A 25,255-nucleotide genomic window follows, 5' to 3' on the forward strand; every position below is an offset into this window, starting at 1 on the left:
AGCGCGGCCACATACCCTTGCGAGCGGGCCGCGCCATTGTTCTTAAGCCTCGTTTCCGAAGTCGCCGTAAGTCAGTGCCTTGGCTCGCTTGATGGCGAGGCCAATGCGCTCTTCACAGAGGATTGCCACCATGTTGCGAACGAAGAAGTCAGCGTGTTCGGTGGAGACTTCGATGCGTGCCTGCCAGCGGTCATAGATCGTGCCTGCCGCCTGGAACGCGCCGACGAGGAACTTGTCCACCGACATTGCGGGGGTATGCACAACCGGCAGACCGAAGAGCACTTGTGCCACGTTCTGGCCTGGAGCCCCGAGCAGATAATGCCCATCTGCATCCTTGAGCAGCCGCATACGCATCCAGTCCGCCGATGACACCACCACGCCGTCAGGCTCAAGATCGGTGAGCGCGGTCTGCAGAATGCCCAGGCCGATCACGTCGAGCATGTTGGGGCTCGCGATGGTGATCGGCGCCACATAGGCAGTTGCCTGCGTAACCATACCGTTGAGGTTCTGACCGGTGCCGCTGCCGTTGAGAAGCTGCTCCTCTTCCTTGAGCTTCAGGCCATAGAGCAGTTCCGTGTCGATCACGCCGCGAAGCTGCGGAGCATCATCGAGGATCTGGCGCGAAGCCGGAATCCAGTGGGCGATGACCTTCATCGAGGTTTGGATAAGCTCAAGGGTCAGTTCACTCTCGGGCTTCAGCGCGGCTTCTGCCACCATGCCGGCCGCCGTTGGTCGGTTGACCACTCGGGGATATTCCACGACGCCGGTGCTGACATTCACAACCGGCATCAGATCGCGGATCGTCAATCGGCGCTGTGGCTGGGTGACAAGCTCGTCCCGGTACGGCGTGGTAAGTGCGCCGGCCGAACCGGTGGCCGTGGTGATCGTGGCTTTCACCTGCATGTCAAAGCGTCCGCGCACGCCCTGGCGATCTGCGAAGGCCTTAAGGTCGGGGTTCTCCACGAACTGCTTGCCGATCGTGTCGGGCTCGCTGGTGCCGCCAGCGCTGCCACGCGCCATCTTTTGGCCAAGCTCAAGCAGATGGGCGTCGTGCTCTTCCTGCTTAAGGCGCAGCGCCTTGATTTCGTCGTTTGTCGCGCCGAGCTTCTCCAGCGTCTTCGCGGCATGGTCGCCAAACTTCCGCGACAGGGTTTCGAGCGGGTTTCCGCCGTCATCCTTGGTTCGGATGGCGGAGCCCACAAGGTGAAGCGCCGCTGCCTGCACGGCAATCGACTTCCGGTGAAGGGTCATTTCATATCCTCGATGTTTCGGGTTGCACGGTCGATCAGCGCCGCAAGCCGTGCTGCTGCGTCATCATCGAATGCCGTTTCCTTGGAGAGAGCTTTCCAGCCGCCGGAGGCGACTAGCTGCGCTGCCTGCTTCGACAGCCCGCCTTCGCGAAGCATGTCCACAAGCTCTGTTTTCGATTGCAGCGACTTGATGGTTTCGGTGAGGGCTTCCCGGTTGGCGGGGAAGGTCACAACGCTGACTTCCTGAAGGTCGAGTTCAAGCAAGTCCCGGACCGTTCCCGGCTTCACCTGCTTTTCCCGATACCCGATGGAGAAGGCGTCCACATCGCCCGAAACAAGATGCTCGTAGGCATCCCGGCCGGATGACGTTTTGAGGTTCAAACGGCCTTCGACATAGAGGCCGCGTCCATCCTCTTTCATGGCTTCCCAGCGACCGATCGGTCGGTCGGTCTGATGCTGCCAGAGCATCTTGGGCATCGAACCGCGCGCCTGGTGTTCTGCCAGGCTTTTAGCGAAAGCGCCTTTGATGACGCGCTCGTTGTAGCCATCGACTACATCCCACACGCTACCATAGCCGGTGATCTTGCCATCGGCTTCGGCCTTCACCTCGATCTTAGGCGCATCAGCGTATTGGAATCTTGAAGTGGATTTGATGAACATGGGCGCACCTTCGGACACGTCAAAGCATCGGGCATTTGCCCGGTTTAGCTTCGCGCCCGGTATGGTCGCCGGTACTGCCGAAGGTGGTTTGTCGCCTTGCGTCCCAGGCCAGCCGGTGGCGCGAACGATCAATCCGAGCGGTAACATAGCACCACAGCGCCGCCGGATCAATGCTTATCCTTAGACGGCAGGTCTTCGCCTGTGAGTGGATGGAACAATCCCGCCTCGATGCGGTCGGCCATCGTTCGGAAGGCCTCGGCCGTGTTCTTGGAGCCGTCGATCGTGCACGCTTGAGCGCCGCAGTAGGTTAGCATCCGGTCAAGCATGGTCGGGACAGTCACTCCCACCTCGCCGACCATCATATGTGCGGCGCGCTCGATGATCGTGTCGCACATTGCTTTTTGACGTTCCGCGAACTCGGTCTCCCTGGTCACCTTCTGAGGCTTCATGGCAGATCGTCTCCTGTCCTTGCTCTGGGATGGGGATGCACTTCAAGCTCTTCGCTTCCGTCCTGACGCGCGACCCTTTTTGGCAGCTCGCTCGGATACAGCCGGAACGCCATCAGCTTCATGAGTTTCGCGTCCATGTCTTCCGGCTGCACGCCTTTGCGCTCTAGGAAGCTTCTGCCCTGCTCAACACTTTCAGGCGGATCGAAGGGATATTCGTTCACGTCTCGCGTGCGCGTAGACGATAACCTTTCCTCGTAGCGTTCTTCATCTGATGCTGATGCTGATGGGCATTGCTCAAGCATTGCTTGTGGCATCCCAGAACGCATGCTTGTTGCATTGCTTGTAGGAATGCTTTTTGCATTGCTTGTTGCATTGCTTCGAGCATTGCCGCGCCCGCTCTTCCATCGAGCTTCAGCTGCCTTCTGGCTTCGGATCACAGCCCTCTCTCGCTTCTCGGCAGCCGCTCCGCGCTCGGCATCAAGGTCCGGCAAACGCCAGCCCTCGGCGAACAGCCAGCAGATTGCAGACCGGACAGCCTCCCACCGATCGGCATCGACGCCTGTGATGCGCATGAGCCTGCGGTCGTCATCCGGTAAGCCCTGGTGCTCCCAGTAATAGCGGCGCAGGCGCTCGTAGGCGCCGAACTCCTCGGCCGTGAGATCGATCGTCTTTGACGTCTCCGTGCCGATGTAGGTTTTCATCCAGGCGAGATCTGTCACATCGCCCTCGCTTGGATCAGACGGGCCTCTTTGATCGCTGCGCACGCCTCCTGCGCGGTCAGTCCGAAGCGCGAGCGCAGCGCCGGCACGATCGGGTGCGGAACGCGGTCGCGAGGCTCTGTGGCAAGCCAGCGCGCGGCCTCCTCGACCGCTGCGCTGTGCTCGTGGGAAAGGCCGGTGGAGCCGCCGACGGGGATGGTTGGATCGGTCATGGTCGCACCGCCTTGCGCTCGGCGATGTCGGCTTCCCATCGGTCGAGCAGGGCGCTCAGCCGCTGATCCAGTGCATCGATGTCTTCACGGATGAACCGAGCGCCATGTCGGTCGCCGTCAAGGATGGCAAGCTTGTAGGCGAAGTGCAGCCGCTCCATGCGGCGGATGAGCCGGCCGGCGCGGTGCTTCCTCCAAAAGGTGTGAAGGAGCCTCATGCGCGCGTCTCCCAAGACTTCAGAAGCTCGGTTCTGCGCGCGGCCTGGAAGTCGGCAATGAGGCCGGGATAATCGAGGTTGTCGAGAAAGCTGGCGATAAGGTCCAAGCTGTTCTTGGCATCGCTGTAAACGGAGTAAAGCGAAGCCACCGCTTCCTTGCTGATGCCATGGCGCAGCCCGTTGTCGAGGGTCCAAGACATCACCTCGAGCAGGTTGATGGCATGAACGAGCTCGTCCAGCGGCTCCTGGTTCGGGAACGGGATCGGGAAATCGGCGGCGCTCATGCTGCGACCTCCAAATGATCAACTTCCAGATTGATCAGGTCGGTAATCTGCTGGCGCAGCTTCTTCGTCCGTGACCAGACCTCGCCCACAAGCCAGAGATTGGCATCGACGCCATCTTGCTGGAACATCAAGGTGATGGTTTCCCCGCTGACTTTCTGGATGCGGTCGTCAGAGAAACCGTATTCGAGCGAGTTCAGCAGGTAGTTCGCCATATGCTGGATCTCGGTGATCTCGCTGTAGAAATCTTCCAGTTTCCGGAAGCTCTCCCGGCTCATTGCAATGCGCGGCTTTGCCGTGGTATTGGTGCCCATCGTCTGGTTTCCTTGGGTAGGGTTGCTGGATACAGGGCTCGAAGCGTTGGCGCGCTGCGGGCCCTTTTCTTTTGCGGTGCAAGCCATCACGCTGCCGCCCTTTCTGCCGTGGAGCGGACAGGCGCTGAGAGCCGTTCTGCTGCCCAAGCATCCAAATCATCGACATGGTAGAGCGGAACTCTGCCCGCGTGCTGGAAAGCCGGCCCGCCGCCGACAGTAGCCATCTTGGCAAGCGTTGCCTTGGCAATTGGGATGCCGTGCTTCTCGATCATATATTCCGGCACCTCGGAGCGGCGAAGGCGCGGCTTCTGATTGTTCATGGTTTCTTAAATCCTTCTCGGGTAAACGTAGTGTCACGCATGACATCACTGGAATATCCCCGAGAAGGGTGATGTAGTCAAGCGCGTTATGTCACGCGTGACATCATATTTATGGAATAACCTCGATGGCGAAGAAAACGCTCGCTCGCGACCAGGATAAATTCATGCTGCGGCTGCCCGAGGGCATGCGCGAGCGTATCAAAGCCAAGGCCGATCGCGCCGGCATGTCCATGAACGAGGCGATCGTGTTCTGCCTCGACGCCTGGTTTCCCGCGCCTAAAACTCTCCAAGAGAAGATCAATGAGCTTGCTTCGCTGGTAGCTCTCTTGAAGAGGGGCAACGATCTGGAAGAGCAGGTCGATTCGCTGATCAGTGAAATAGACACCACCCTTCGCGAGGTGGCGGACAATGTCCTACCAGCGTCGGAAGGCTTCCAATCCAGGGTAGTGCGCCAGATTGAGGAGTGGGACGAAGATGAGGCTCATCGACTAAACGACGAGGCGTACAATCCTTTCGATGATGAGAACTATCCGACGGTCGGCGGCGTCCCGATCGAAGAACTCGACTACGAAGCTGGACCAAGCGACCCGGATGATCCGTTCTCGCTACCTCCGCGGAAGAAGAAGCCCTAAGCCCGCCTCGGCATCTCCAACACCTTCGCCTCTATGCCTGTCATCTGCCGGTAGACCTCGCCAGCCACCTTGTTCGCAGCCGCCACAAGCACGCTATCCAGCCGATGGACATACTTGCTGGTGATCGTGCCGCCGGCATGGCCGAGCATAGCGCCGATGGTGCTGTCGGAATAATCGAGATCAGCCGCGACTGATGCGAAGCTGTGGCGCAGCGTGTGCGCCGTGACACCTTCCAGATGCGCTCGCTTCATGATCCGCTCTATGCCCTTCTGAATCGCGCCGAACGGTTTGCTTGGATCTCTGGAGCCCGGCAGTACGTAAACGGCGTCCTGGGCACGCGTGAGGCCGTCCAGCACGTTCACGGCGTCTGTCGGCAGCGGGCGGGTTGATGCGCCGGTCTTCGTGTCTCCTAGGCGCAGGACGTTGCCGTCGCGATCTACTTCCGACCATTTCAGCGAGGCTATTTCGCCCCTGCGGCAGCCCGTGAACGCAAGGAGCCATATCGCGGCTCTCACCTGCCACGGCTCATCATCGGAGGCTTCCAGCGCCTTCCCAAGCGCCTTGTATTCGTCAGCTGTCAAACGGCGGTCGCGTGAGCCGTCGGCGGGACGGGCGACGCCATGAACCGGGTTGGTAGGGATCACGCCTTCGGATACCGCATAGGTCAGGATGCCGCCGAGCAAGCCGGCTGTGCGCGTGGCTGTGCCGGCGCCGCCCTCGACCACGGACTTGCCGCGGAGCCGGCCGGTCTTCTCGACCTTTGCTGTCTTGCCGCTGGCAACGTCCCGGATTAGCCGGGTGATGTCAGCACGCGTCAGATCAATCACAAGCTTCTTACCCAAGAGCGGCTTGATGTGGCGCTCGGCGCGGCCGCGATCGATATAGAGGGTGGACGCCTTCTTCGGCTTCCGGCCCTTGCCAAGGATCAGGCCAGCGTCGGCCGCCTTGAAGTAGTCGTCGATCAAGTCTGCCACCGTGAGCGAGGATCGGCGCGTGCGGCGCTCGAGGAGCGGATCCTGCTTCTGCAGCACGATGCCGCCGAGCGTCTGGATCGCCAGCTTGCGCGCCTCATCGGTCGTGATCGCGCCATGCTTGCCGATCGTCATGCGCCGCCGTGCTCCGTCGGCAGTGCGGTAGTCGACCATGTAGGTCTTCGAGCCGCCTGGATTGATGGAGACACCGAAGCCTTTTTGCTCGGAACACCAGACGGTGTATTGCCGGTCTTGTGGCTGGCTCTTGTCAACGATGGTCTTGGTGAGTTTTGGCATGCGGTGGGTTCCTACTCACCAAATACTCACCACGAAATCGGAAACGTGAGAAGATGCCGGAAACCGCCAGGAATGAAGATAAACGGCTAACCCTATGATGTGGCTGACTTTAGAAAAGCGTGGAAAGTTTGCGCCCTTCTGCGAAAGCCGCTTGGGTTCGCCCTCCGAAGGCAGAGGTCAGAGGTTCGAATCCTCTCGGGTGCGCCATCTCGCTGCAAGCGAAGTTGGCTTTCTCAGGGTCACACAAATCTTCGAACAATGAGAGCCATTCATCGGCGCTCTTGCTTGTCTGTGCATTTTTCGACGGATCTCGAATCGTGGATGGCCGGCGCTCGGCGGCGCAGCCGCGTCAGCCCACAAGTCGCGAGCTTCGTGTTCCTGATCCAAAGCGACTGCATGCAAAACATTGGCCCTTCACTGTCGTGTTGAAGGGCCAACGTTGCCTTTACGCGCAGGAGCCTGGAAGCAAACGTCCTCCATTATCCTGGATCAGTGCTCTACGCCGGGAGAATGCCCGGCAGGAACTTGTCCAGTGTGATCGGATACTCGCGAACCCGAACGCCTGTTGCATTGTAGAGGGCATTCGCGACGGCGGCGCCGACGCCGCAGAGGCCGAGCTCGCCGACGCCCTTTGCCTTCATCGGCGACGAGTTCGGGTCGGTCTCGTCGAGGAAGATCACTTCCTGATGCGGAATGTCGGCATGTACCGGAACTTCATAGCCGGCAAGGTCGTGGTTGACGAAGAAGCCGTGGCGCTTGTCGACGGCGAGTTCTTCCATCAACGCTCCGCCGACACCCATCGTCATGGCGCCGATCACCTGAGAGCGTGCCGTAATCGGATTGAGGATGCGGCCGGCAGCGCATATCGCCAACATACGACGGATGCGTGTTTCACCCGTGAAGCGATCGACACCCACCTCAACAAAATGCGCGCCAAAGGTGGATTGCTGCTTCTCCTTGCCGAGATCGCCAAACTCGATCTTGTCTTCAACAACGATCTCACCGTCCTTCGCAGCGTCCTTGAGAGCCAGGCTGCGATTGCCGCTGCTCACCTGCTGATCGGCGAATTTGGCATCGCTCGCATTGAAGCCGAGCTTCTGGGCGACGGCCTCGCGCAGCTTGACGCAAGCTGCGTAAACGCCGGCCGTTGACGAGTTGGCGCCGAACTGACCGCCTGAACCCGACGAAACCGGATAGGTGGAGTCGGCAAGGCGCACCGAGACCATCTCCAACGGCACGCCCATCATTTCAGCGGCGGTCTGGGCAATGATCGTGTAGGAACCCGTGCCGATATCGGTCATGTCGGTTTCAATGGTCACCAGGCCGTCAGCGCCCAGAATGGCACGGGCACCGGAGTCCATCACCAGATTGTTGCGGAAGGCTGCTGCCACACCGAAGCCGACGAGCCAGCGTCCGTCGCGGACCAGACCGGGCTTGGCATTCCGCTTGTTCCAGCCGAACCGTTCGGCGCCTTGGTGCAGGCATTCCACCAGCTGTCGCTGCGAGAAGGGCAGCGCCTTGCTGCCACCTTCATCACGCTTCGCCTGTGAATCGTCGTCCGACGTCTGCTGCTCTGGCGTGTCCGGCACCACCTGCGTGTCGTTCATCACGCGGAACTCCACAGGGTCGAGCTTCAGCTGCTCGGCCATCTCGTCCATCGCGATTTCAAGCGCCATCAGTCCCGGCGCTTCACCGGGTGCACGCATGGCGTTGCCTTCGGGCAGATTGAGCACGGCAAGGCGTGTGCGCGTCATGCGATCGGCACCGGCATACAGAAAGCGCGTCTGCTGTACGGCGGTCTCGGGCTGACCATCCTCGAGATCGCCGGACCAGCCTTCGTGGCCAATCGCGGTGATCTTGCCGTCTTCGCCTGCTCCGATGCGAATGCGCTGGATGGTCGCTGGCCGGTGTGTCGTGTTGTTGGGAATAAGAGGGCGCTGAAGCGCGACCTTCACAGGGCGGTTCACAGCTCTGGAACCCAGTGCTGCAAGAAGCGCATCTGTGCGCAAGAACAGCTTGCCACCAAATCCGCCGCCAACGAACGGCGACATCAACTGGATCTTGTCGCGCTCGATTTTGAGCGTCTTGGCGAGATCGTTCGTGCCCCAGTTGATCATCTGGTTAGAATGCCAGATCTTGAGCTTGTCTCCCTCCCATGTGGCAACCGAAGCATGCGGTTCCATCATCGAATGGGACTGGTCGGGCGTATGGTAGGTCTGATCGAACTTGACCGCCGCGCTGTCGAAGCCGGCTTCAAAGTCGCCAACGTCAGAATCCGGTTCACCGCTTTCGGGCTTAGTTGCCTCGCTCTTGGCGACTTCCAGGTCAAAGGAGCCCTTTTCCTCGGCATAATCGACGCGCACGAGGTTGGCCGCTGCGCGAGCCTGTTCGAAGCTTTCGGCGATCACCAGAGCGATCGCCTGATGGTAATGCTGGATTTCCGGTCCGCCGAGGAGCTTGGCGGTGTTCATGTCGCCTTTGCCCAGGTCGCCTGCATTTTCGGCGGTGACGATGTCGATCACACCGGGTGCTTTGCGTGCCTCGTCCAGATCCATCGAGTTGATCCGGCCCTTCGCAATCGCAGCGCCCACGACATAGCCATAGGTCTGGTTTGGAAGGTTGTTTTCATACGCGTAGTGCGCCTGGCCGGTGACCTTGAGAGGTCCCTCGATGCGGTGATGTGGCTGGCCAACGACCTTGAGCTGATCGATCGGATTGGTGGTGGCTGGTGTATCGAACTTCATGGCTCAGGCCCTCGCTTCATCCAGCACGGCGGCTATCGTGCGCTCGGTGAGCAAAATCTTGAATTCGTTGTCATCTGTCGGGCGCGCATCGGCAAACAAACGGTTTGCAACGGCTTGAGCGCCCTGCGGCAGTTCGGCTTCGGCTTCTTCCATGCGCCATGGCTTGTGCGCGACACCGCCAACCGCGATGCGGCCGGTGCCATCCGGCTGAATGACGCCGGCAACGGAAACAAGCGCGAAGGCGTAAGACGCACGGTCGCGAACTTTGCGGTAGATATGCTTGCCGCCGACCGGGGCAGGGAGCGTCACGGCCGTGATCAGTTCGCCATGCTCCAGCGCGGTTTCCACCTGGGGCGTGTCGCCGGGAAGGCGGTGGAAGTCGGCGATGGCAATCGAGCGGGTTTCACCATCAGGCTTCACGGTCTCGACGGTTGCATCCAGCGCCCGCAAGGCGACGTTCATGTCGCTTGGGTTTGTCGCAATGCAGGCATCGCTGACACCCACTACGCCGAGCTGACGGGTAAAGCCGCCAATGGCGGAGCAACCTGAACCAGGCTGGCGCTTGTTGCAGGCCATGTTGGTGTCATAGAAATACGGGCAGCGCGTGCGCTGAAGCAGGTTGCCGGCGGTGGTTGCCTTGTTGCGCAGCTGGCCGGACGCGCCAGCCAAGAGCGCACGGGACAAGACACCAAAATCGCGCCGAACCGTCTGATGAGACGCCAGATCGGTATTGCGCACCAGTGCACCGATCCGAAGGCCGCCGTCATCAGTTTCCTCGATGCGGTCGAGCTTTAACTTGTTGACGTCGATCAGATGCGTCGGCACCTCGATCTCGAGCTTCATCAGATCGAGAAGGTTGGTGCCGCCAGCGATGAACTTGGCGTTTTCGTTATTTGCAGCAGCGGCTGCAGCCTTAGCCGGCGTTTCGGCGCGCTCGAATGTGAAGCTCTTCATGCCGGCCTCCCAGCCACATCGGTCATGGCTTCCACAATGTTTGAGTAAGCACCGCAGCGGCAGATATTGCCGCTCATCCGCTCGCGAATCTCAAGTTCCGAGGCCTGAGGATCGGCCGTGATGTCACCCGTCACATGGCTTGGAACGCCAGCCTTGATCTCATCGAGAACAGCCACTGCCGAACAAATCTGACCCGGCGTGCAATAGCCGCACTGATAGCCGTCATGCTCAAGAAACGCCGACTGCATCGGGTGAAGGTTCTCCGGTGTTCCGAGCCCTTCGATCGTGGTGATCTCATCGCCTTCGTGCATCCATGCAAGCGAAAGGCAGGAGTTGATGCGCTTGCCATCCACCAGAACCGTGCACGCGCCGCATTGACCGTGGTCGCAGCCCTTCTTGGTCCCGGTCAGTTGCAGTTGCTCGCGCAAGGCATCGAGCAGTGTGGTGCGGTTATCCAGTTCAAGCGAAACCGGCTTTCCGTTGACGGTAAACGACACATCATTGCGCATAGGAGCGTCGACTTTCTGCGTTTGGGCGTGGGCGGAGTTCGTGACAGCGGCCAGGCTGACGGAAGCCGCCGTTCCCACCATCAGGTCGCGTCTGTTCAATTCCAGCTTTCCGGGAGATTGCATCGGTATCGGCATCCTCGTTTGGCTAAGCTAAAAGCTTTGGCTAATTCGAAAGCTCAGCTGACACGCATGCGCTGGCTTGTTCGGTAGAAGCAACAATAGGGCAGGGCGAGCCGATGATTACCCTTCCAGAGCGATAATTTCTGTGATCGCAGGTGATAAGTCCGTGACCTACCGGAATGTGCACCCGGCCGGCTGGGAAAGCTGTTGCCGGATAGGGCAGACCTGGCCGAAGTTCACGCGCTTGCACGATGCGGCTTGGCTGAGACCAGACAGATGATCGATTGCGGGCAGCTGAAAGCCTTCTTCAGCGCAACAGACAGATTGCGCTGAAGAATGTCACGGTCGAAGCCCGCTGAATGTCGACAGCAGGCTTCGTGGTTGCCCGATGCGCCGAGTTATTCGGCAGGCGACAGCGGGGCTGATGCCGGCACCTCTTCCTCCTTGGCGGCCGTCTTGCCCGGCATCAGTTTCATGATGAAGACGAAGAACACCGGCACGAAGAAGATGGCGAGAACGGTGGCCGAGATCATGCCACCCAGTACGCCGGTGCCGATCGCGTTCTGGCTTGCGGCACTGGCGCCCGTCGCGATGGCCAGGGGCACAACGCCGAGCGTGAAGGCCAGCGAGGTCATCAGGATCGGACGGAAACGCAGTTTGCACGCCTCGATCGTCGCCTCCAGCAGAGGCTTACCTTCTGCCCGCAAATCCTTCGCAAATTCGATGATGAGAATGGCGTTTTTGGCAGACAAACCGATGATGGTGATGAGGCCGACCTTGAAATACACGTCGTTCGACATGCCGGCAAACATCACCGCAAGCACCGATCCGATGACGCCGAGCGGAACAACCATCATCACCGAAAGCGGGATCGACCAGCTTTCATACAGGGCAGCCAGAAGCAGGAATACGAAGATCACCGTCAATCCGACCAGGAACGGCGCCTGCGACCCGGACTGGATCTCCTGCAACGACTGGCCGGTCCATTCATAGCCGAAGCCGTTCGGCAGTTCGCCGGCAAGCCGCTCCATCTCGGCGATGGCTGCGCCAGACGAATAGCCCGGTGCTGCGCTGCCGGCCAGGCGGATGGAAGGATAGCCGTTGTAGCCGACGACCTGCGCCGGACCCTTCGACCAGTCGGTTTTCGCGAATGCCGACAAGGGCACCATGCCGCCGTTGGAGTTGCGCACGTTCAGGTTCAGCAGGTCGTCCGTCTTCATGCGACGATCCTGCTGCGCCTGCACCGTCACGCGCTGCATGCGACCGGCATTCGGGAAGTCGTTGATGTAAACGGAACCGAGATTGGCGGAGATGGTCGCATTGATGTCTGCAAACGACACGCCGAACGTGTTCGCCTTTTCGCGATCCACGATCAGGTTGACCTGTGACGTGTCCGGCAGGCCTTCGATACGCAGACCAGCAAGCACCGGGCTTTCGCTGGCCGCTGCCATCAACTGCGCACCTGCGGCCGAAAGCGCATCCTGACCCGCGCTTCCCCGGTCCTGCAATCGGAAGGTGAAGCCGTTGGAGGTTCCGAGGCCCTGGATTGCAGGCGGCGAAAGCGCGAAGGAAATCGCATCCTTGAGCCCGGACAAAGATCCGTTGGCACGGGCTGCGATGGCGCTGGCGGAATCGTTCTCGCCGCGCTCCGACCAATCCTTCAGCGTAATGAAGGCAAGACCGGCATTGTCGCCTGTGCCCGAGAACGAGAAGCCGCGGATCAATGCGCTTTGATCAAGCGCCGGTTCCTTCTCGAAGATGTTGTAGATCTGACCCAGAACGGCATCGGTTCGATTGGCGCTCGCTTCCGGCGGCGCTTGAACGTCAACCAGAAGGAAGCCCTGGTCTTCGTTCGGAAGGAAGGCGGACGGAAGCTGCATGAAGGCCCAGCCGAGGCCGGCGAGCAGGGCTAGATAGATGATCATCAAGCGGCCGGCCCGGTTGACGAGCCAACCCACCGATGACGAGTAGCCATTCGTCATCTTGTCGAAGCCGCGATTGAACCAGCCGAACGGGCCTTTCCTGCCATGCGCATGCCCTTGCGGGATGGGCTTCAGGAAGGTCGCGCACAAGGCTGGTGTCAGGGAAAGCGCAAGGAAGCCCGAGAACAGGATGGACACCACCATCGTCAGGCTGAACTGCTGGTAGATGATGCCGACTGCGCCGGGAAAAAAGGCCATCGGAATGAACACGGCCGTGAGAACCATGGTGATGCCGATAATGGCGCCGGAGATCTGCGACATCGCCTTGCGGGTCGCTTCCTTCGGCGGCAAGCCTTCCTCGGCCATGATGCGCTCGACATTCTCAACCACGACGATGGCGTCATCGACAAGGATGCCGATCGCCAGCACCATGGCAAACATCGTCAGCACGTTGATGGAAAAGCCGGTGGCATACATCACGGCACAGGTGCCCAGCAGCGCGACCGGAACCACCAGCGTCGGAATGACGGTGTAGCGGAACTTCTGCAGGAAAATGAACATCACGACGAAAACGAGCGCCATCGCTTCCAGAAGCGTGTGGAACACCTTTTCGATCGAGACGGCTACGAATGGCGACGTATCGTAGGGGATGGCGTATTCCACGCCGGCCGGGAAGTACTCCTGGAGTTCCTCCATCTTCGCCTTTACCGCTTCCGATGTCGACATAGCGTTGGCGGTCGGCGCCAGCTGAATGCCGACACCGGCGCCGGGCTGTCCGTTGATCCGGGTGCCGAAATTGTAGGTCTCCGCGCCCACTTCGATGCGCGCCACATCCTTCAAGCGGACCGTCGATCCATCGGGATTGGCGCGCAGGATGATTTCCCCGAACTCTTCCGGGTTCTTTAACTGGCCCGTCACGAGCACGGATGCGGAGATCTGCTGCTCGTCCGTGTTCGGCAGGGAGCCGATGCGACCGGCGGCAACCTGCGCGTTCTGAGCGCGCACGGCATTGTTGATGTCATCGGCCGTCAGGCTCAAACCGAGCATCTTGTCGGGATCGATCCAGATCCGCATGGCGCGCTGCGAAGCAAAGACCTGCGCGCGGCCAACGCCTTCGATACGGCGAATCTCGCCCACCACATTGCGGTTGAGGTAATCACCCAGGCCGATGACGTCAGTCTTTCCGTCGCCGGAAATCAGCGCGACCATCATCAAGAAGCCATTGCCGGCTTCCTGAACCTGGACGCCTTGATCCACGACGGACTGCGGCAGACGTGCCTCGACGCGACGCACCGCGTTTTGAACATCCACCGAAGCCTGCGAAGACTCAGTGCCTGGCTGGAAGGTCGCGGTGATCGAAACGCGACCGGACGTATCGGATGTGGATTCGAAGTAGAGCAGGCCTTCGACGCCGTTCAGCTCTTCTTCGATCGGGCGCGTGACGCTCTGATACACGTCCTCGGGTGCTGCGCCGGTATAAGACGCGTTGATAGAAATCTGCGGTGGAGCAACGTTGGGATACTGCGCGACCGGCAGCATCGGGATCGCCAACGCCCCGAGCAACATGATGAAGATAGCCACGACCCAAGCGAAAATGGGCCGGCCGATGAAGAACTGGGCCATCGATTTTCCTTAGCTGGCGGTCTTCTGCGCCGCAGCGTCCGCTGCAGCCTTGCCATCTTCAGGCTTCCAGGGTTCTGCAGTGACCGGCGCACCCGGCCTGACCTTCTGGAAGCCTTCCACGATGACCCGCTCGCCGGCGTCGAGCCCTTCGGCTATGACGACGCGCTCGCCAATCGTGCGACCTGACTGAACGATACGAAGCTCGGCTTCATCCTTATCGTTCAGCACGTAGAGCTGCGACTGTCCGCCGGTATTGCGTTGAACCGCCTGTTGCGGAACCGCGATCGCGGCCGGCTGAATGCCCTGTTCGATCATCACGCGGACATACATGCCCGGCAGAAGATCACCATTGGGATTGGGGATTTCGGCGCGCAGCGTCACCTGTCCGGTCGATTGGTCGACCGTTGCTTCCGAGAACAGCAGGCGACCTTCCTGCGGATACTGCCGTCCATCGTCGAACTGCATGCGGATCAAGGCTTGATCAGGACCGGGGCTTTCCAAAGTCCCCGACGCGACGGCTTTGCGAAGATCGAGAAGATCGCTCGAAGACTGTGTGAAATCGACATAAACCGGATCGAGCTGCTGGATCGTTGCAAGGATCTCGGTGCTGTTGACCAGTGCGCCTTCCGTGATCAGAGCGCGTCCGATGCGACCGCTGATCGGAGCTTTGACCTCGGAATAAGCCAGATTGAGCTTGGCTGCATCGACGCCTGCTTGCGCCACGGCCACATCGGCGTCCGCCTGGGCCAACAGGGCTACGGCGTCGTCGCGCTGCTGGGTCGAGGTTATGCGCCGGCTGTTCAACTCGGTTTGTCGATCCGAGGTTTGTCTGGCCTGCAGCTGCACGGATTTCGCCCGCTGCAAGGTCGCTTCCGCGCTGGCAAGCTGAACCTCGAAGGAGGCAGGGTCGATGCGGTAAAGCACGTCGCCTTCCTTCACGGTGCTACCCTGCTCGAAGACCCGTTCCACCACAATGCCGGAAACGCGAGGCCGCACTTCGGCAATGCGCGTCGGCGAGATGCGGCCAGGCAGGTCGTTGGTAATCGGCAGCGCTTCGGGCTTTGTTTCGATAAAGCTGACGGCCGGCGGCGGCGCGGCTGGAGCTGCCGCTGCCTGTTCTTCCGAGTCGCTGCACGCAGCGAGAGTGCCGAAAAGCGCAAACAGGATGGCCAGTCGAAAAGGACTGTTGGAAATCGTCATTGGAATGAACCAGCTTGGTAATGGGTAAAAAATGGAATGCGAAAAGTCGAAGACATGAAGGGGAAAGCGAGGCCTAGCCCCCATTTTCCTCCGCGGATTGGCTGTGCGGATTGCCTGCCACGAGCTCTTCGATCTCTTTCAAGATGCGGCTGCGTGTTGGTTCCGGCCACGAATAGATCCCAAGAAACTCGAGACTTCGCAGGCCTTCCAGCGCCAGGAAGGCGAGGCGGCCCATCCTGGCGTTCGGCGACTGCGCCTCGATCATCTTGATCTCCCGATCATAGGATTGTTGCAGCATGCAACGAAGCTCGGCATCCTGAGCCAGTGCCGAACAAAGGTGAAGCGCAACTGCTTGGGCATCATCGGCGGGTGAGTCCGACGTAGCTGCAATGCGCCCGAGAATGCGGGCATCCGCAACTGCACCGAGCTTTTCTGTCGCCGCGTCAAACTTGGCTTCTTCTTCAGAAAAACGACGCTCGATAACCGCCTTGATCAAGGCCTGCTTGGTTTTGAAGTCATAGATGACGCTGGCTTTGCTGATCCCGGCTTCCGAAGCGACGGCATCAAGCGTCAACCGGGCAGCACCCTCCCGCACGACAACTGCTTCCGCAGCATCGAGGATCTTGCTCTGGTCGATGACACGCGGGCGCGACACTGAAAACTCCATAACCAACCGGATGGTTATTAATAATTTCTCGGCGTCAGGTCAAGCGGGAGCTCCGGAGGCGTAGCTCTCGAGTGATTATCGCTGATGGTGGGCAGAACTCACGTTATGCTGCGGCGAAGCCGTGTACAGGCTCGCATTCTAAGATGAAGCCGAGTGGGGCAAGAGAGTGGATCACGACATTATGATCATGCGGCGAGCGTCTCCAGACATCTAAGACGATGACCGGAGACAGCCGTGACTCGGAGACGGCAAAAGCAGTTGCTGTGTCTCTTCAACAAAGCACCACTTCCCAAGAACTGCTGGGTAATGGCTTACTTCTTCGGCTTCAGTGGTGTGATGCCGCCGATCTCGTCATCCGGCATGGTACCAGCCTCGTTGTCCGCCACGGCATTTGCAAGAGCCTCAGGGTGGTAGTCGGCGTCGGGGGCACCCGTTACGTTGACGAGCGTATCTGACACTTTGGGCGTGTCTCCATTCGCCGGTACCCGATCGCTCTCAGGAGTAGACTTACGCGACAGAACGCGCGGCTGTTCTTTATCGTTGGTCATGTGGAGATCCTTCAACTGGCCGTTTGAAGCATAACCATCAGCGTGGCGTTTAGATGCGTGCCAGATCAATGATCTCCCACGACGGTCTTCTCCAGCGGTCGCGCAAGTCTCGTGAAATCTGAACGCGTAGTCGGTTGATGTCGCCTGATGCAGCAGCTTAAGCGGTTTGGAGGAACCAGATCCTAGCCTTGGAGCTTGGAAGATGACGACAGGATCAAAGACCCGAAGGCGTCGTGGAATGGCTGGAGAGATGGCACGTCTGATTTCCTGCGCTAGTTCCAAGCTGACCAGGATCAAGGACAAGCAACATGCACATCAACGGCGAAGTTGAGCGACTGAAAAGCGAAAAGCCTAGTCTCGTTCTGCTGCCAGATGAGAGCCTGAACGCCGAAACGCCGCTTCCGCTTCTGAAAAATGCTTTGACCCCTGTGGACGCCTTCTTCGTGCGCAACAATGGGCGCATGCCTTTTGACGAGCCGCCCGCCACCTGGTCACTGACGGTCGACGGTCACGTGGATCATCCCCGGGAGTTCACGCTGTCCGCTCTGCGCGACACGTTCGAAACCGTCACGGTCACCGCTGTGCTGGAATGCGCCGGCAATGGCAGGGCAGGCTTTGATCCGGCGACCGATGGTCTTGCATGGGGGCGAGGGGCCGTCGGCTGCGCTCGATGGACCGGGGTTCGGATGCGTGATGTCCTGAACGCGTGCGGGATATGCGCAGAAGCCGTCTATACCGGTCACCATTCTCCGGATCTTGCGCAGGACGGGTCAGGTCCGGCGATCTCCCGAGGCTTGCCGATTAATCGAGCCCTCGCGCCGGAAACGCTGATTGCATGGGCGATGAACGATGTCGACCTCGCACTCCATCATGGCGCGCCTTTGCGCGTGGTTGCGCCAGGCGCTCCGGGTTCGGCGTGGCAGAAGTGGCTGTCGCGGATCGAGGTGCGCCATCGTGTTCACGACGGCGAAAAGATGAACGGCACGGATTACCGCCTTCCGAACAAACCGGTGCAGCCAGGTGAGCCGCTAGACCCGGCAATTTTCGAGGTCATCGAGCGCATGCCGGTCAACACGTTGATCACCAGTCCGAATGAAGACGCTCGTTTGCGCGTCGGTGATCCCATCCATGTCACAGGTTTCGCATGGAGTGGCGAGGGATCGATCACGAAGGTTCATGTTTCCAAAGATGAAGGCCGGACGTGGGTCGAGGCCGAACTGGAACCGGAAGGCCATCGCTACGCCTGGCGTGGCTTCGAAACGACCCTGCGGTGCGACGGAGGTGAAACGGCCATCATTGCGCGAGCCGAAGATGCGTCGGGAGCCGTCCAGCCTCTCGGCCAGGCCATCTGGAACCCGCGAGGATATTGCAACAACGCAGCACACCGCATCAACGTGCAGCCAATCAGGTAGTGCCTGCATGTGATGGCGGGTGGATTGCCTCCCACCCTGTCGTCCGACTAGTCAGAAGGGAAGCGGCCGATCATTGACGGTCGTCCTTGCGACGAACTCCACAGGCTTGGCATGACAACGCGTTTGATCCGTCACGCTCTCGATCGCGAGCAAATCGTGAAGAAAAGCCGCTTTGTCGCCACGGCAGGGCCGGTCGGCGATGAAACGGAAGCGCGCGCCTTCATCGAAGCGCATTCCGATCCGTCTGCCAACCACAACTGCTGGGCCTGGCGTGTTGGACAAACCTACCGCTTCAACGATGCTGGCGAGCCGAGCGGCACCGCGGGCAAGCCGATCCTGCAAGCCATTGACGGTCAGGCCATCGACCGTGTGGCAGTAGTGGTCACGCGCTGGTTTGGCGGCATTTTGCTTGGCAGCGGCGGTTTGATGCGCGCCTATGGCGGCACGGCTGCCATGTGCCTGCGCGATGCGGAAACAATCCCGTTTGTCGAGACCGTGTCTGGTACGGTGGTCTGCAACTTCAGCGATGCGGCGCTTGTTCACGCAAGACTAAGTGCGCTTGCGCAGGTGCAGACCCTCGACCAGACCTTTTTGGCAGAGGGTGTTCAGATGGTCTTGTCCGTGGAAAAGGACGCAGCGGCCACCATAACGCGTCTCGTCTCCGACCTGACGAGTGGCCGCGCCCACATCGCTTGGCCGGATGCAGGTGCGGACCCGGCAATGCCCTAAGCTTCTTCAGGTGAGCCGCTCAAGCCTCGCCCGTGATGGTCGCCACCCCGCCTTCGGTCGCCGGCTTGAACTCGCCGGTATCCGGATCACGGATCAGAAGCCGTCCGGTTGCGACGGCGAAATAGGCGCCATGGATCTGCAGCTTGCCGCGCTCGACGAGGATGCGCACGCAAGGAAAGGTCATCAGGTTGCGCAGGCTGAGTTCGACGGCTGCGAGCTCCAAACGACGCAGATAATCGGGATCTTCATGATCGCGCGGCGCGAGGCTTTCGGCAGCCGGCTGAATCTGCGACATCCAGCGACCGATGAAATCACCAGGCGAAAGCGGCTCCTGCTCGTCGGCAAAGGCGCGAATACCGCCGCAGCTCGCATGGCCCATCACCACGATATGCTTCACCCGCAACGCCTGGACGCCGAACTCTAACGCAGCACTGGTGCCATGCTGGAACTCGCGATCTGGCTCATAAGGCGGAACGATGTTAGCGACGTTGCGCACAACCAGCATCTCACCGGGCGCAGCGTCGAAAATGACCTCCGGCGACACGCGCGAGTCGATGCAGCCGAACATCAGGATTTCCGGCTTCTGGCCGGCTTCGGCAAGGGACTGGTAGCGGGATTGCTCACCCACGAAGCGCCCTTGCAGGAAGGAATCATAACCGGCGCGTAGGCGGTCTGGAAAAGTCATCGCGCTGCTTCTTTCACCAAACACATGGAACAGGAGCCGTGATCTAGCATGTTTCACCAAGGCGGCAAGCCAGTGACATCAGGCATCAGGCTGGCAATTTCCTTCGACACGGTGGGAACCGCACCAAGATCCGCGCATTTTGAGCTCGCAGGTGCAGCGCATGTCAATCGGACGCGACGGTACTGGGGAACAGGGCGATTTTTCCGATTTCCCGTTCTGACATCAACGTATTGGTAGACGAGCCTCTATCCCGTCTGTGCTGCACCTGTTCTTTTTCCCTTCTCTGGCATTTATCCACGCGGCAGGCGCGGCGCCGCTGCGACCAGCGCCTTTCCAATTGCCGACTGGGGATTGCTGACGACCTCGGTCGCAATGCCGCTTTCCACGATTTTGCCACCATCGAGAATGGCGACTCGGTCCGCCGCCGCGCGAACCACGCCGAGATCATGCGTGATGAAGAGATAGGCGACGCGCGTTTCGCGCTGGATGCGCTTGAGCAGTTGCAGGATTTCGGCGCGCACGGACACGTCGAGCGCGGACACAGCTTCATCCAGAACGATCAGAGTCGGAGAGCTGGCCAACGCCCGCGCGATCGCAACTCTTTGCCGTTGCCCACCGGAGATTTCGTGGATCGGTCTGGAGGCGAGGGCGGGGTCGAGCCGCACCCGTTCCAGCAGGCTTGCAACGCGCGAGCGTCGTTCACCGCGGCTGAAGCCTGTATGGATCTTCAGCGGATCGTCGATCACGCGCCCAACGGTTGCGCGCGGGTTAAGCGCGGCAAGCGGATTCTGAAAGACGATCTGCAGACGGCCACGCATGGCACGCAGTGCGGATGGTTTCAGTCCACGCAGATCCGTGCCTTCAAACAGGATCGTGCCAGCGTCGGGCTCGATGAGGCGCGTCACCAAACGCGCGATCGTCGACTTACCGCTGCCGGATGGTCCCACCAGTGCGAGCGTTTCGGCGGCCGCAATGGTGAAGCTGACATCGTCGACAGCTGAAACAAGGGTGTCGCCGCGGCGATAGCGTTTCGACAAGCCGGAGACTTCAAGCAGCGGCATCACGCTTCCACCGCCAGATGGGCTCGAAGCAGCTGCTTCGTATAGGCGTCTTTCGGCTCCTGAATGATCGTTCGCGTGTCGCCGCATTCCACGAGCCGGCCTGATCGGAGAACAGCGATCCGGTCAGCCAGCGAAGCAGCCAGAGCGATGTCATGGCTGATGAAAAGGAGCGTCATCCCGTCGGCCTCCACAAGCGAGCGGATCAACGCCACGATTTCCGCCTGAACGATCGTATCGAGCGCACTGGTCGCCTCGTCGGCGATCAGCAGCAATGGTCGCCCGGCAATGGCGGCTGCGATCGCCACACGTTGGCGCTGACCGCCGGACAGCTGATGCGGATAAGAACGCGCGATCAGTTCGGGATCGGGAAGGCGCACGCGATCGATCAGTTCATGGGCGGCTTGAAGGGCAGCGTGCCAGTCGACGCTGCGATTGACCTGAACCACCTCGGCAATCGTGTTGCCGATGGTGAAAACGGGATTGAGACTGCCGCCGGGATCCTGAAAAACGAAGCCGATGTCACGGCCGGCGCGCGGCGGCCGATCGGGATAACCCGGCCACACGAGGCTGCCCGTCAGCTTCGCCTCGGAAGGCAGAAGACCAGCCAAGGCCAGCGCGATCGTGCTTTTTCCCGAGCCACTTTCGCCGATAATGGCAAGCTTCTCGCCAGCTTTCAGGTCCAGATCGACGTCGGCCAGCGCCGGCGCCACAGCGCGATCGCGAGAGTAGCTGACGCCGAATCGCTGCAGCTGAGCAAGCACGGTCATGCCCGCACCTTCCGCGCTGCGCTTGCTTCGACCACGCCTTCGCCGGCCAGATAAACGCCGAGAACAGTCACCACGAGGGCGATGCCAGGGATGATCGACAGGTAAGGAGCGGATCTTAGAACGGCGCGGCCTTCCGCGATCATGCCACCCCAGGTGATGCGGTTGGGATCGCCGAGGCCCAGGAACGACAAGGCGGCTTCGGTGAGAACCGCAGCGGCAACGATCACCGAAGACAGCGCGAGCACAGGTGGCAGTGCGTTTGGCAAAACCTCGCGGAACGCGATCTTGAGCGGGTGCATGCCTATGGCACGCGCACCGGCGACATAATCGCGCTCACGGATCGAAAGCACTTCTGCCCGCGCCACGCGCGCCGGTCCTGTCCAGGCACTGAGCGCAATGGCGAGGACGACCACCGGCAGGGAAGGTCCGACAACACTGACAAAGGCAAGCGCCAGCAGAAAGCCCGGCACGGTCTGGAAAGCATCGGTGATGCGCATCAGCACTTCATCAACGATGCCGCCAATGAAGCCGGCTAGCGTGCCGACAACGGATCCGACGATGATCGAGGTCGCGGCAGCGGCCAGTCCAACCAGAAGCGATGTGCGGGCCCCGTGTACGAGTTCGGCCAGAACATCGCGGCCAAGCCGATCTGTTCCAAGCGGAAGGCTCGCGTCCTGGAAGGGCCGCAGCAAGGCAGGGCCCGCGATGGCCAGCGGATCTGCAGGAAAGAGCAGCGGCGCCAACAGGGCGATAAGCGCCAAAACGACCAAGATGGTGAAGCCGAGCAGGGCGGTGGGTGTGCGAAGCAGCGTCATGATTGCACTTCGCTTGCGCCGACGCGTGGATCAAGCAGGGCGTAGGCGAGGTCCACGATCAGATTGATGAGGATCACGACCACCGCGCTGATCAGGATAATGCCAAGAAGAAGCGACGTATCGCGGCCGGCCACTGACTCCTGCGCCAACCGGCCGAGACCGGGAATCGAAAACACGCTTTCGATGACGACGCTGCCACCGAGCATTGCTGCCGATTGCACGCCGAGCATGGTCACCAGCGGCGTCAAAGCATTTCGCGCAACATGGCGCAGGACGATGCGTCGGCGCGGAAGGCCACGTGCGCGTGCGGCAAGCACATAGTCGGTCCGCCAGACTTCCGTCATGCCGGCCCGCATCATACGCAGATAGAGCGCCAGATAGATCAGGCCGAGCGCACCCACTGGCAAGATCAGGTGGAGGGCGATATCGCCAGCACGGGCGAACCCTTCCTTGCTGGAGGCGATCGTCTCGATGCCGCTCAGCGGCAGCCAGCGCAGCTGCACGGCAAAGATCACGATCAGCACGAGGCCGAGCCAGAAGCCGGGCACGGCGTAGATGGCTAGCGAGCCGACCGACAGCAAACGATCGCGCAGACTGCCGGGCTTCGCACCGGCCCAGATGCCGAGCAACGAGCCGAGCCCAAACGATAGCGCAGTGGCTGATCCCATCAGAAGCAGCGTGTTCGGCAGACGTTCGAGGATCACGTCGAGGTTGGGGCGCGAGAAGATCACGGAGCGGCCGAAATCGAGATGGGCGAGGGCGTAAAGATACGCGGCGAGCCGGCCCCAGACTGACTGGTCCAGCCCCCACTGCGCGCGCAGATCGGCACTCAATCCCGCATCGCCGCCGAGAGAGGCGGCATAAGCATCCACTGCGTCGCCCGGTGCGGCTTCGAGGAGGAAGAACGTACCGAGGACAACGATCGCCAGAACCGGAATGCTGGCGATCAGGCGCCTGCGGATCAGCCGCAAAGCCCTGTTCATGACGCGTCCAGAACCATCAAAGGGCGCAGTTCCGCAAGCGACACTTCGGCATCAAGTCTCGATCCAGGTATCGGCCCAGTTTGAAACGGCCCAGCGGGGATTGTTGGCCACGTTCTTGACGCTCGTTCGCGCCACCGTGATGAAGCCCCAATCCGCCACATTGATCAGGGGCAGGTCGGTCGCGACCAGCTTCTGGAACTCCTTGTAGAGTTCTGTCCGCTTCGTCTCGTCTAGCTCGCTCGCTGCTTTGTCGATCAGCGCATCGAGCTCAGTGTTCTTGTAGCCGCCCTGGTTGGAGAAGGGCACGCCATCCGGGATGCCGCTCTGCACCAGGATCGTCGTCGAGATTGCCGGATCGCCGCGGAAGACCGTTGGCGCAATTGCCAGATCGAAGGCGTGGTCGGTGTAAACGGCCTTCTGATGCGCAGCTGCATCGTTGTTCACCAGTTCAGCCTCGATGCCGACGGTAGCCAGCGCCTGGCGCAGATAATCGCCGAACTGGCGCGTTTCGTTGAAGTAAGGCGCCGGCAGAAGCTTGAGGCTGAAGCGGATGCCGTCAGCATTTCGGGGATAGCCGGCTTCATCCAGCAGAGCATTGGCTTTGGCGACATCAAAGGGGTAGGTCGCAACATCGCCCGTGTAGAATTGCGGATCGTTCTTGGGCACCGGCCCCGTCGCGGTTTCCGCGTAGCCGAGGAAAATCGTCTTCACCACGAAGTCGCGATCGATCGCATGCGCGATTGCCTGGCGCACCTTCAGATCGGCAAGCTCCTTGCGGCGGTGGTTAATCTCCACCACGAGCTGGTAAGTCAGCGCTTCATAGCCCTTCGAGATGACCTCGATGCCTTCGACTTTGCTGATGCGATCGAGATCGGCGAGCGGCACCATCGAGAAGGCGGCAAGCTGGATCTCTTCGGCTTCCAGCGCGCTCGCTGCCGCACCGCGGTCCGGCAATACGCGATAGATGATCTCATCGAGATATGGTGTGTCGTCGCCCCAGTAATCCTCGTTGCGCGTCAGCCGGTAATATTCGCCCGGCTTGTATTCCGCGAACTTGAACGGTCCCGTACCCACCAGCTGAATGTTGGCAGGGTTGTTGGCGATGTCGCCGGTCTCATAGATGTGCTTCGGCAGCACGCTGGAGACCACGGGCAGGGCATTGCGGATGAGCTGAAACGGTGTCGGCCTCGAGAAGCGGAAGATCGCCGTGGTGGCGTCGGGCGTCTCGACGGCTTCCAGATCCTTGAAGATCGTACGCCCCAGATTCTGCAGCGGCTTCCACACGTTTAAGGCCGAAAAGGCCACGTCATTCGACGAAAACGCGCTGCCATCATGCCATTTCACGTTCTCACGCAGCTTAAATGTAACGCTTAAACCGTCGTCGGAGCCCTCCCACGAAGTCGCCAAACGCGGCGCCAACCCATCCTCACCTTCATACGACGCTTCCGCCAGCGGCTCTATCACCTTGGAAGCAATAAAGAACACGCCGTTCGACGCGACGATCGCAGGGTTCAGGTTGCGCGGCTCGGAATCAGCTGCAACAATCAACCGCCCACCCTTCTGAACCGCCTGCGCAAAGCCGATTGTCGGCAGCGCTGTGGAGGCTAACAGGACAGATGATCCGGCGATAAACGAGCGTCGGTTGAGGGAAAGGGGCGGCATCAGCACATCCTTGACAAGGTGACAGTCGCGCAATCTTTCTTGCGCAGACCGGCTTCACCAGCAACAACAACCTAAACCCGGCGCGCTTCGAAGAAAATGGTGATATTTCGCTGCAGAAGCTGATTTGCGCGGATCGAAGGCGCTGAGGAATAAAGGTGCCTGACAGGCGGGTCGACAAAGTTCGCGGATCAGCGTGGCGACGGGCTTCCCGTTGGTGAGTCGTTTGAAGCGGTATGTCCTGCTAAGATGGAGCGGCGCGATCCCGCTGCATGTGCTCATCGTCCGTGACATGCTGATTCTCGGCACGCTGCTGAACGTTGTCACGACGATCGCTTCGTTGATTGTGCTCGCTGCCGGTGCGCCTGTGCCGCTCGGATTCGCCGTTTTTCTCCTGCCTCTTCCCTATAACCTCTTCATCTTCGGGTGCGTTTGGCGTTCGGCGGGACAGGTGGGCGGAATTTGGGGAAATCTTTCATGCATATTGGCAGCTGTATGGCTGGTCGGTGCGACAATCCTTTGAAAAGCTTATGATTA

Annotated in this window: 27 protein-coding genes; 4 read left to right on the forward strand and 23 right to left on the reverse strand. The window is 60.4% G+C overall.

What is annotated here, in order from left to right:
- Nucleotides 1-42: 42 nt before the first annotated feature.
- From JYU29_RS05990 to JYU29_RS06030, 9 genes are all read right to left on the reverse strand, one after another.
- Complete coding sequence (locus JYU29_RS05990; protein WP_213983787.1) at nucleotides 43-1,251, reverse strand: phage major capsid protein; 1,209 nt, start codon at nucleotides 1,249-1,251, stop codon at nucleotides 43-45.
- Complete coding sequence (locus JYU29_RS05995) at nucleotides 1,248-2,081, reverse strand: HK97 family phage prohead protease (RefSeq protein ID WP_250157191.1); 834 nt, start codon at nucleotides 2,079-2,081, stop codon at nucleotides 1,248-1,250. The genes JYU29_RS05990 and JYU29_RS05995 overlap by 4 nt, the downstream gene beginning before the upstream one ends.
- Complete coding sequence (locus tag JYU29_RS06000) at nucleotides 2,078-2,359, reverse strand: hypothetical protein (protein ID WP_213983788.1); 282 nt, start codon at nucleotides 2,357-2,359, stop codon at nucleotides 2,078-2,080. Before JYU29_RS06000 ends, JYU29_RS05995 begins: the two co-directional genes overlap by 4 nt.
- Nucleotides 2,356-3,078 carry a DUF1376 domain-containing protein gene (locus JYU29_RS06005; protein ID WP_213983789.1) on the reverse strand — a complete coding sequence of 241 codons (723 nt, stop codon included), beginning with the start codon at nucleotides 3,076-3,078 and terminating at the stop codon, nucleotides 2,356-2,358. The genes JYU29_RS06000 and JYU29_RS06005 overlap by 4 nt, the downstream gene beginning before the upstream one ends.
- On the reverse strand, nucleotides 3,075-3,290 hold the full coding sequence (locus JYU29_RS06010; RefSeq protein WP_213983790.1) for a hypothetical protein: 216 nt from the start codon (nucleotides 3,288-3,290) through the stop codon (nucleotides 3,075-3,077). Before JYU29_RS06010 ends, JYU29_RS06005 begins: the two co-directional genes overlap by 4 nt.
- The gene (locus tag JYU29_RS06015; protein ID WP_213983791.1) at nucleotides 3,287-3,505 is read right to left on the reverse strand and encodes a hypothetical protein; all 219 of its coding nucleotides are present in this window, start codon (nucleotides 3,503-3,505) and stop codon (nucleotides 3,287-3,289) included. Before JYU29_RS06015 ends, JYU29_RS06010 begins: the two co-directional genes overlap by 4 nt.
- Nucleotides 3,502-3,789 carry a hypothetical protein gene (locus JYU29_RS06020; RefSeq protein WP_213983792.1) on the reverse strand — a complete coding sequence of 96 codons (288 nt, stop codon included), beginning with the start codon at nucleotides 3,787-3,789 and terminating at the stop codon, nucleotides 3,502-3,504. The genes JYU29_RS06015 and JYU29_RS06020 overlap by 4 nt, the downstream gene beginning before the upstream one ends.
- Entirely contained in the window at nucleotides 3,786-4,100 is a 315-nt protein-coding gene (locus JYU29_RS06025) for a hypothetical protein (protein ID WP_213983793.1), read from the reverse strand. Before JYU29_RS06025 ends, JYU29_RS06020 begins: the two co-directional genes overlap by 4 nt.
- An 86-nt stretch (nucleotides 4,101-4,186) precedes the next feature.
- The gene (locus tag JYU29_RS06030; RefSeq protein WP_213983794.1) at nucleotides 4,187-4,420 is read right to left on the reverse strand and encodes a hypothetical protein; all 234 of its coding nucleotides are present in this window, start codon (nucleotides 4,418-4,420) and stop codon (nucleotides 4,187-4,189) included.
- Nucleotides 4,421-4,545: 125 nt separating this feature from the next.
- Here JYU29_RS06030 and JYU29_RS06035 point away from each other — a divergent pair, with 125 nt between their 5' ends.
- Entirely contained in the window at nucleotides 4,546-5,052 is a 507-nt protein-coding gene (locus tag JYU29_RS06035) for an Arc family DNA-binding protein (protein ID WP_213983795.1), read from the forward strand.
- Here the strand turns inward: JYU29_RS06035 and JYU29_RS06040 are convergent.
- From JYU29_RS06040 to JYU29_RS06075, 8 genes are all read right to left on the reverse strand, one after another.
- Complete coding sequence (locus JYU29_RS06040; protein WP_213983796.1) at nucleotides 5,049-6,320, reverse strand: tyrosine-type recombinase/integrase; 1,272 nt, start codon at nucleotides 6,318-6,320, stop codon at nucleotides 5,049-5,051. The genes JYU29_RS06035 and JYU29_RS06040 overlap by 4 nt on opposite strands.
- Nucleotides 6,321-6,817: 497 nt before the next feature.
- Nucleotides 6,818-9,064: an aldehyde oxidoreductase molybdenum-binding subunit PaoC gene (gene paoC, locus JYU29_RS06045; RefSeq protein ID WP_213983797.1), complete on the reverse strand. Its 2,247-nt coding sequence runs from the start codon at nucleotides 9,062-9,064 to the stop codon at nucleotides 6,818-6,820.
- 3 nt (nucleotides 9,065-9,067) lie between these two features.
- Entirely contained in the window at nucleotides 9,068-10,018 is a 951-nt protein-coding gene (locus JYU29_RS06050) for an FAD binding domain-containing protein (RefSeq protein WP_213983798.1), read from the reverse strand.
- On the reverse strand, nucleotides 10,015-10,650 hold the full coding sequence (gene paoA / locus JYU29_RS06055; RefSeq protein WP_213983799.1) for an aldehyde dehydrogenase iron-sulfur subunit PaoA: 636 nt from the start codon (nucleotides 10,648-10,650) through the stop codon (nucleotides 10,015-10,017). The genes JYU29_RS06050 and paoA overlap by 4 nt, the downstream gene beginning before the upstream one ends.
- A 395-nt stretch (nucleotides 10,651-11,045) precedes the next feature.
- Entirely contained in the window at nucleotides 11,046-14,192 is a 3,147-nt protein-coding gene (locus tag JYU29_RS06060) for an efflux RND transporter permease subunit (RefSeq protein WP_213983800.1), read from the reverse strand.
- Between the two features lie 9 nt (nucleotides 14,193-14,201).
- Nucleotides 14,202-15,392, reverse strand: coding sequence for an efflux RND transporter periplasmic adaptor subunit (locus JYU29_RS06065; RefSeq protein WP_213983801.1), 1,191 nt, complete (start codon nucleotides 15,390-15,392; stop codon nucleotides 14,202-14,204).
- A gap of 73 nt (nucleotides 15,393-15,465) precedes the next feature.
- On the reverse strand, nucleotides 15,466-16,047 hold the full coding sequence (locus JYU29_RS06070; RefSeq protein WP_347879857.1) for a TetR/AcrR family transcriptional regulator: 582 nt from the start codon (nucleotides 16,045-16,047) through the stop codon (nucleotides 15,466-15,468).
- A 323-nt stretch (nucleotides 16,048-16,370) separates the two neighbouring features.
- A complete protein-coding gene (locus tag JYU29_RS06075; protein ID WP_213983803.1) occupies nucleotides 16,371-16,607 on the reverse strand; it encodes a hypothetical protein in 237 nt (78 codons plus the stop codon).
- A 308-nt stretch (nucleotides 16,608-16,915) separates the two neighbouring features.
- Here JYU29_RS06075 and JYU29_RS06080 point away from each other — a divergent pair, with 308 nt between their 5' ends.
- Both JYU29_RS06080 and JYU29_RS06085 read left to right on the forward strand, forming a co-directional pair.
- Entirely contained in the window at nucleotides 16,916-18,019 is a 1,104-nt protein-coding gene (locus tag JYU29_RS06080) for a sulfite oxidase (RefSeq protein WP_213983804.1), read from the forward strand.
- Nucleotides 18,020-18,130: 111 nt separating this feature from the next.
- Nucleotides 18,131-18,748 carry an IMPACT family protein gene (locus JYU29_RS06085; protein ID WP_213983805.1) on the forward strand — a complete coding sequence of 206 codons (618 nt, stop codon included), beginning with the start codon at nucleotides 18,131-18,133 and terminating at the stop codon, nucleotides 18,746-18,748.
- A 19-nt stretch (nucleotides 18,749-18,767) separates the two neighbouring features.
- Here the strand turns inward: JYU29_RS06085 and JYU29_RS06090 are convergent, their stop codons facing one another.
- The 6 genes from JYU29_RS06090 to JYU29_RS06115 all read right to left on the reverse strand — a co-directional run bounded on the left by JYU29_RS06090 (nucleotide 18,768) and on the right by JYU29_RS06115 (nucleotide 24,721).
- On the reverse strand, nucleotides 18,768-19,433 hold the full coding sequence (locus JYU29_RS06090) for a carbonic anhydrase (RefSeq protein WP_213983806.1): 666 nt from the start codon (nucleotides 19,431-19,433) through the stop codon (nucleotides 18,768-18,770).
- Between the two features lie 290 nt (nucleotides 19,434-19,723).
- The gene (locus JYU29_RS06095; protein WP_213983807.1) at nucleotides 19,724-20,494 is read right to left on the reverse strand and encodes an ATP-binding cassette domain-containing protein; all 771 of its coding nucleotides are present in this window, start codon (nucleotides 20,492-20,494) and stop codon (nucleotides 19,724-19,726) included.
- Nucleotides 20,494-21,261, reverse strand: coding sequence for an ABC transporter ATP-binding protein (locus JYU29_RS06100; protein ID WP_213983808.1), 768 nt, complete (start codon nucleotides 21,259-21,261; stop codon nucleotides 20,494-20,496). The genes JYU29_RS06095 and JYU29_RS06100 overlap by 1 nt, the downstream gene beginning before the upstream one ends.
- On the reverse strand, nucleotides 21,258-22,076 hold the full coding sequence (locus JYU29_RS06105) for an ABC transporter permease (protein ID WP_213983809.1): 819 nt from the start codon (nucleotides 22,074-22,076) through the stop codon (nucleotides 21,258-21,260). The genes JYU29_RS06100 and JYU29_RS06105 overlap by 4 nt, the downstream gene beginning before the upstream one ends.
- Nucleotides 22,073-23,059 (reverse strand): ABC transporter permease, encoded by a 987-nt coding sequence (locus JYU29_RS06110; protein WP_213983810.1) that lies wholly within the window; start codon nucleotides 23,057-23,059, stop codon nucleotides 22,073-22,075. Before JYU29_RS06110 ends, JYU29_RS06105 begins: the two co-directional genes overlap by 4 nt.
- Before the next feature lie 51 nt (nucleotides 23,060-23,110).
- Nucleotides 23,111-24,721 (reverse strand): ABC transporter substrate-binding protein, encoded by a 1,611-nt coding sequence (locus JYU29_RS06115; protein ID WP_213983811.1) that lies wholly within the window; start codon nucleotides 24,719-24,721, stop codon nucleotides 23,111-23,113.
- 193 nt (nucleotides 24,722-24,914) lie between these two features.
- Here JYU29_RS06115 and JYU29_RS06120 point away from each other — a divergent pair, with 193 nt between their 5' ends.
- Nucleotides 24,915-25,241: a hypothetical protein gene (locus tag JYU29_RS06120; RefSeq protein WP_213983812.1), complete on the forward strand. Its 327-nt coding sequence runs from the start codon at nucleotides 24,915-24,917 to the stop codon at nucleotides 25,239-25,241.
- Nucleotides 25,242-25,255: the final 14 nt, after the last annotated feature.

The sequence above is a fragment of the Tianweitania aestuarii genome (assembly GCF_018457165.1).
GTDB classification, from domain to species: Bacteria; Pseudomonadota; Alphaproteobacteria; order Rhizobiales; family Rhizobiaceae; genus Tianweitania; species Tianweitania aestuarii.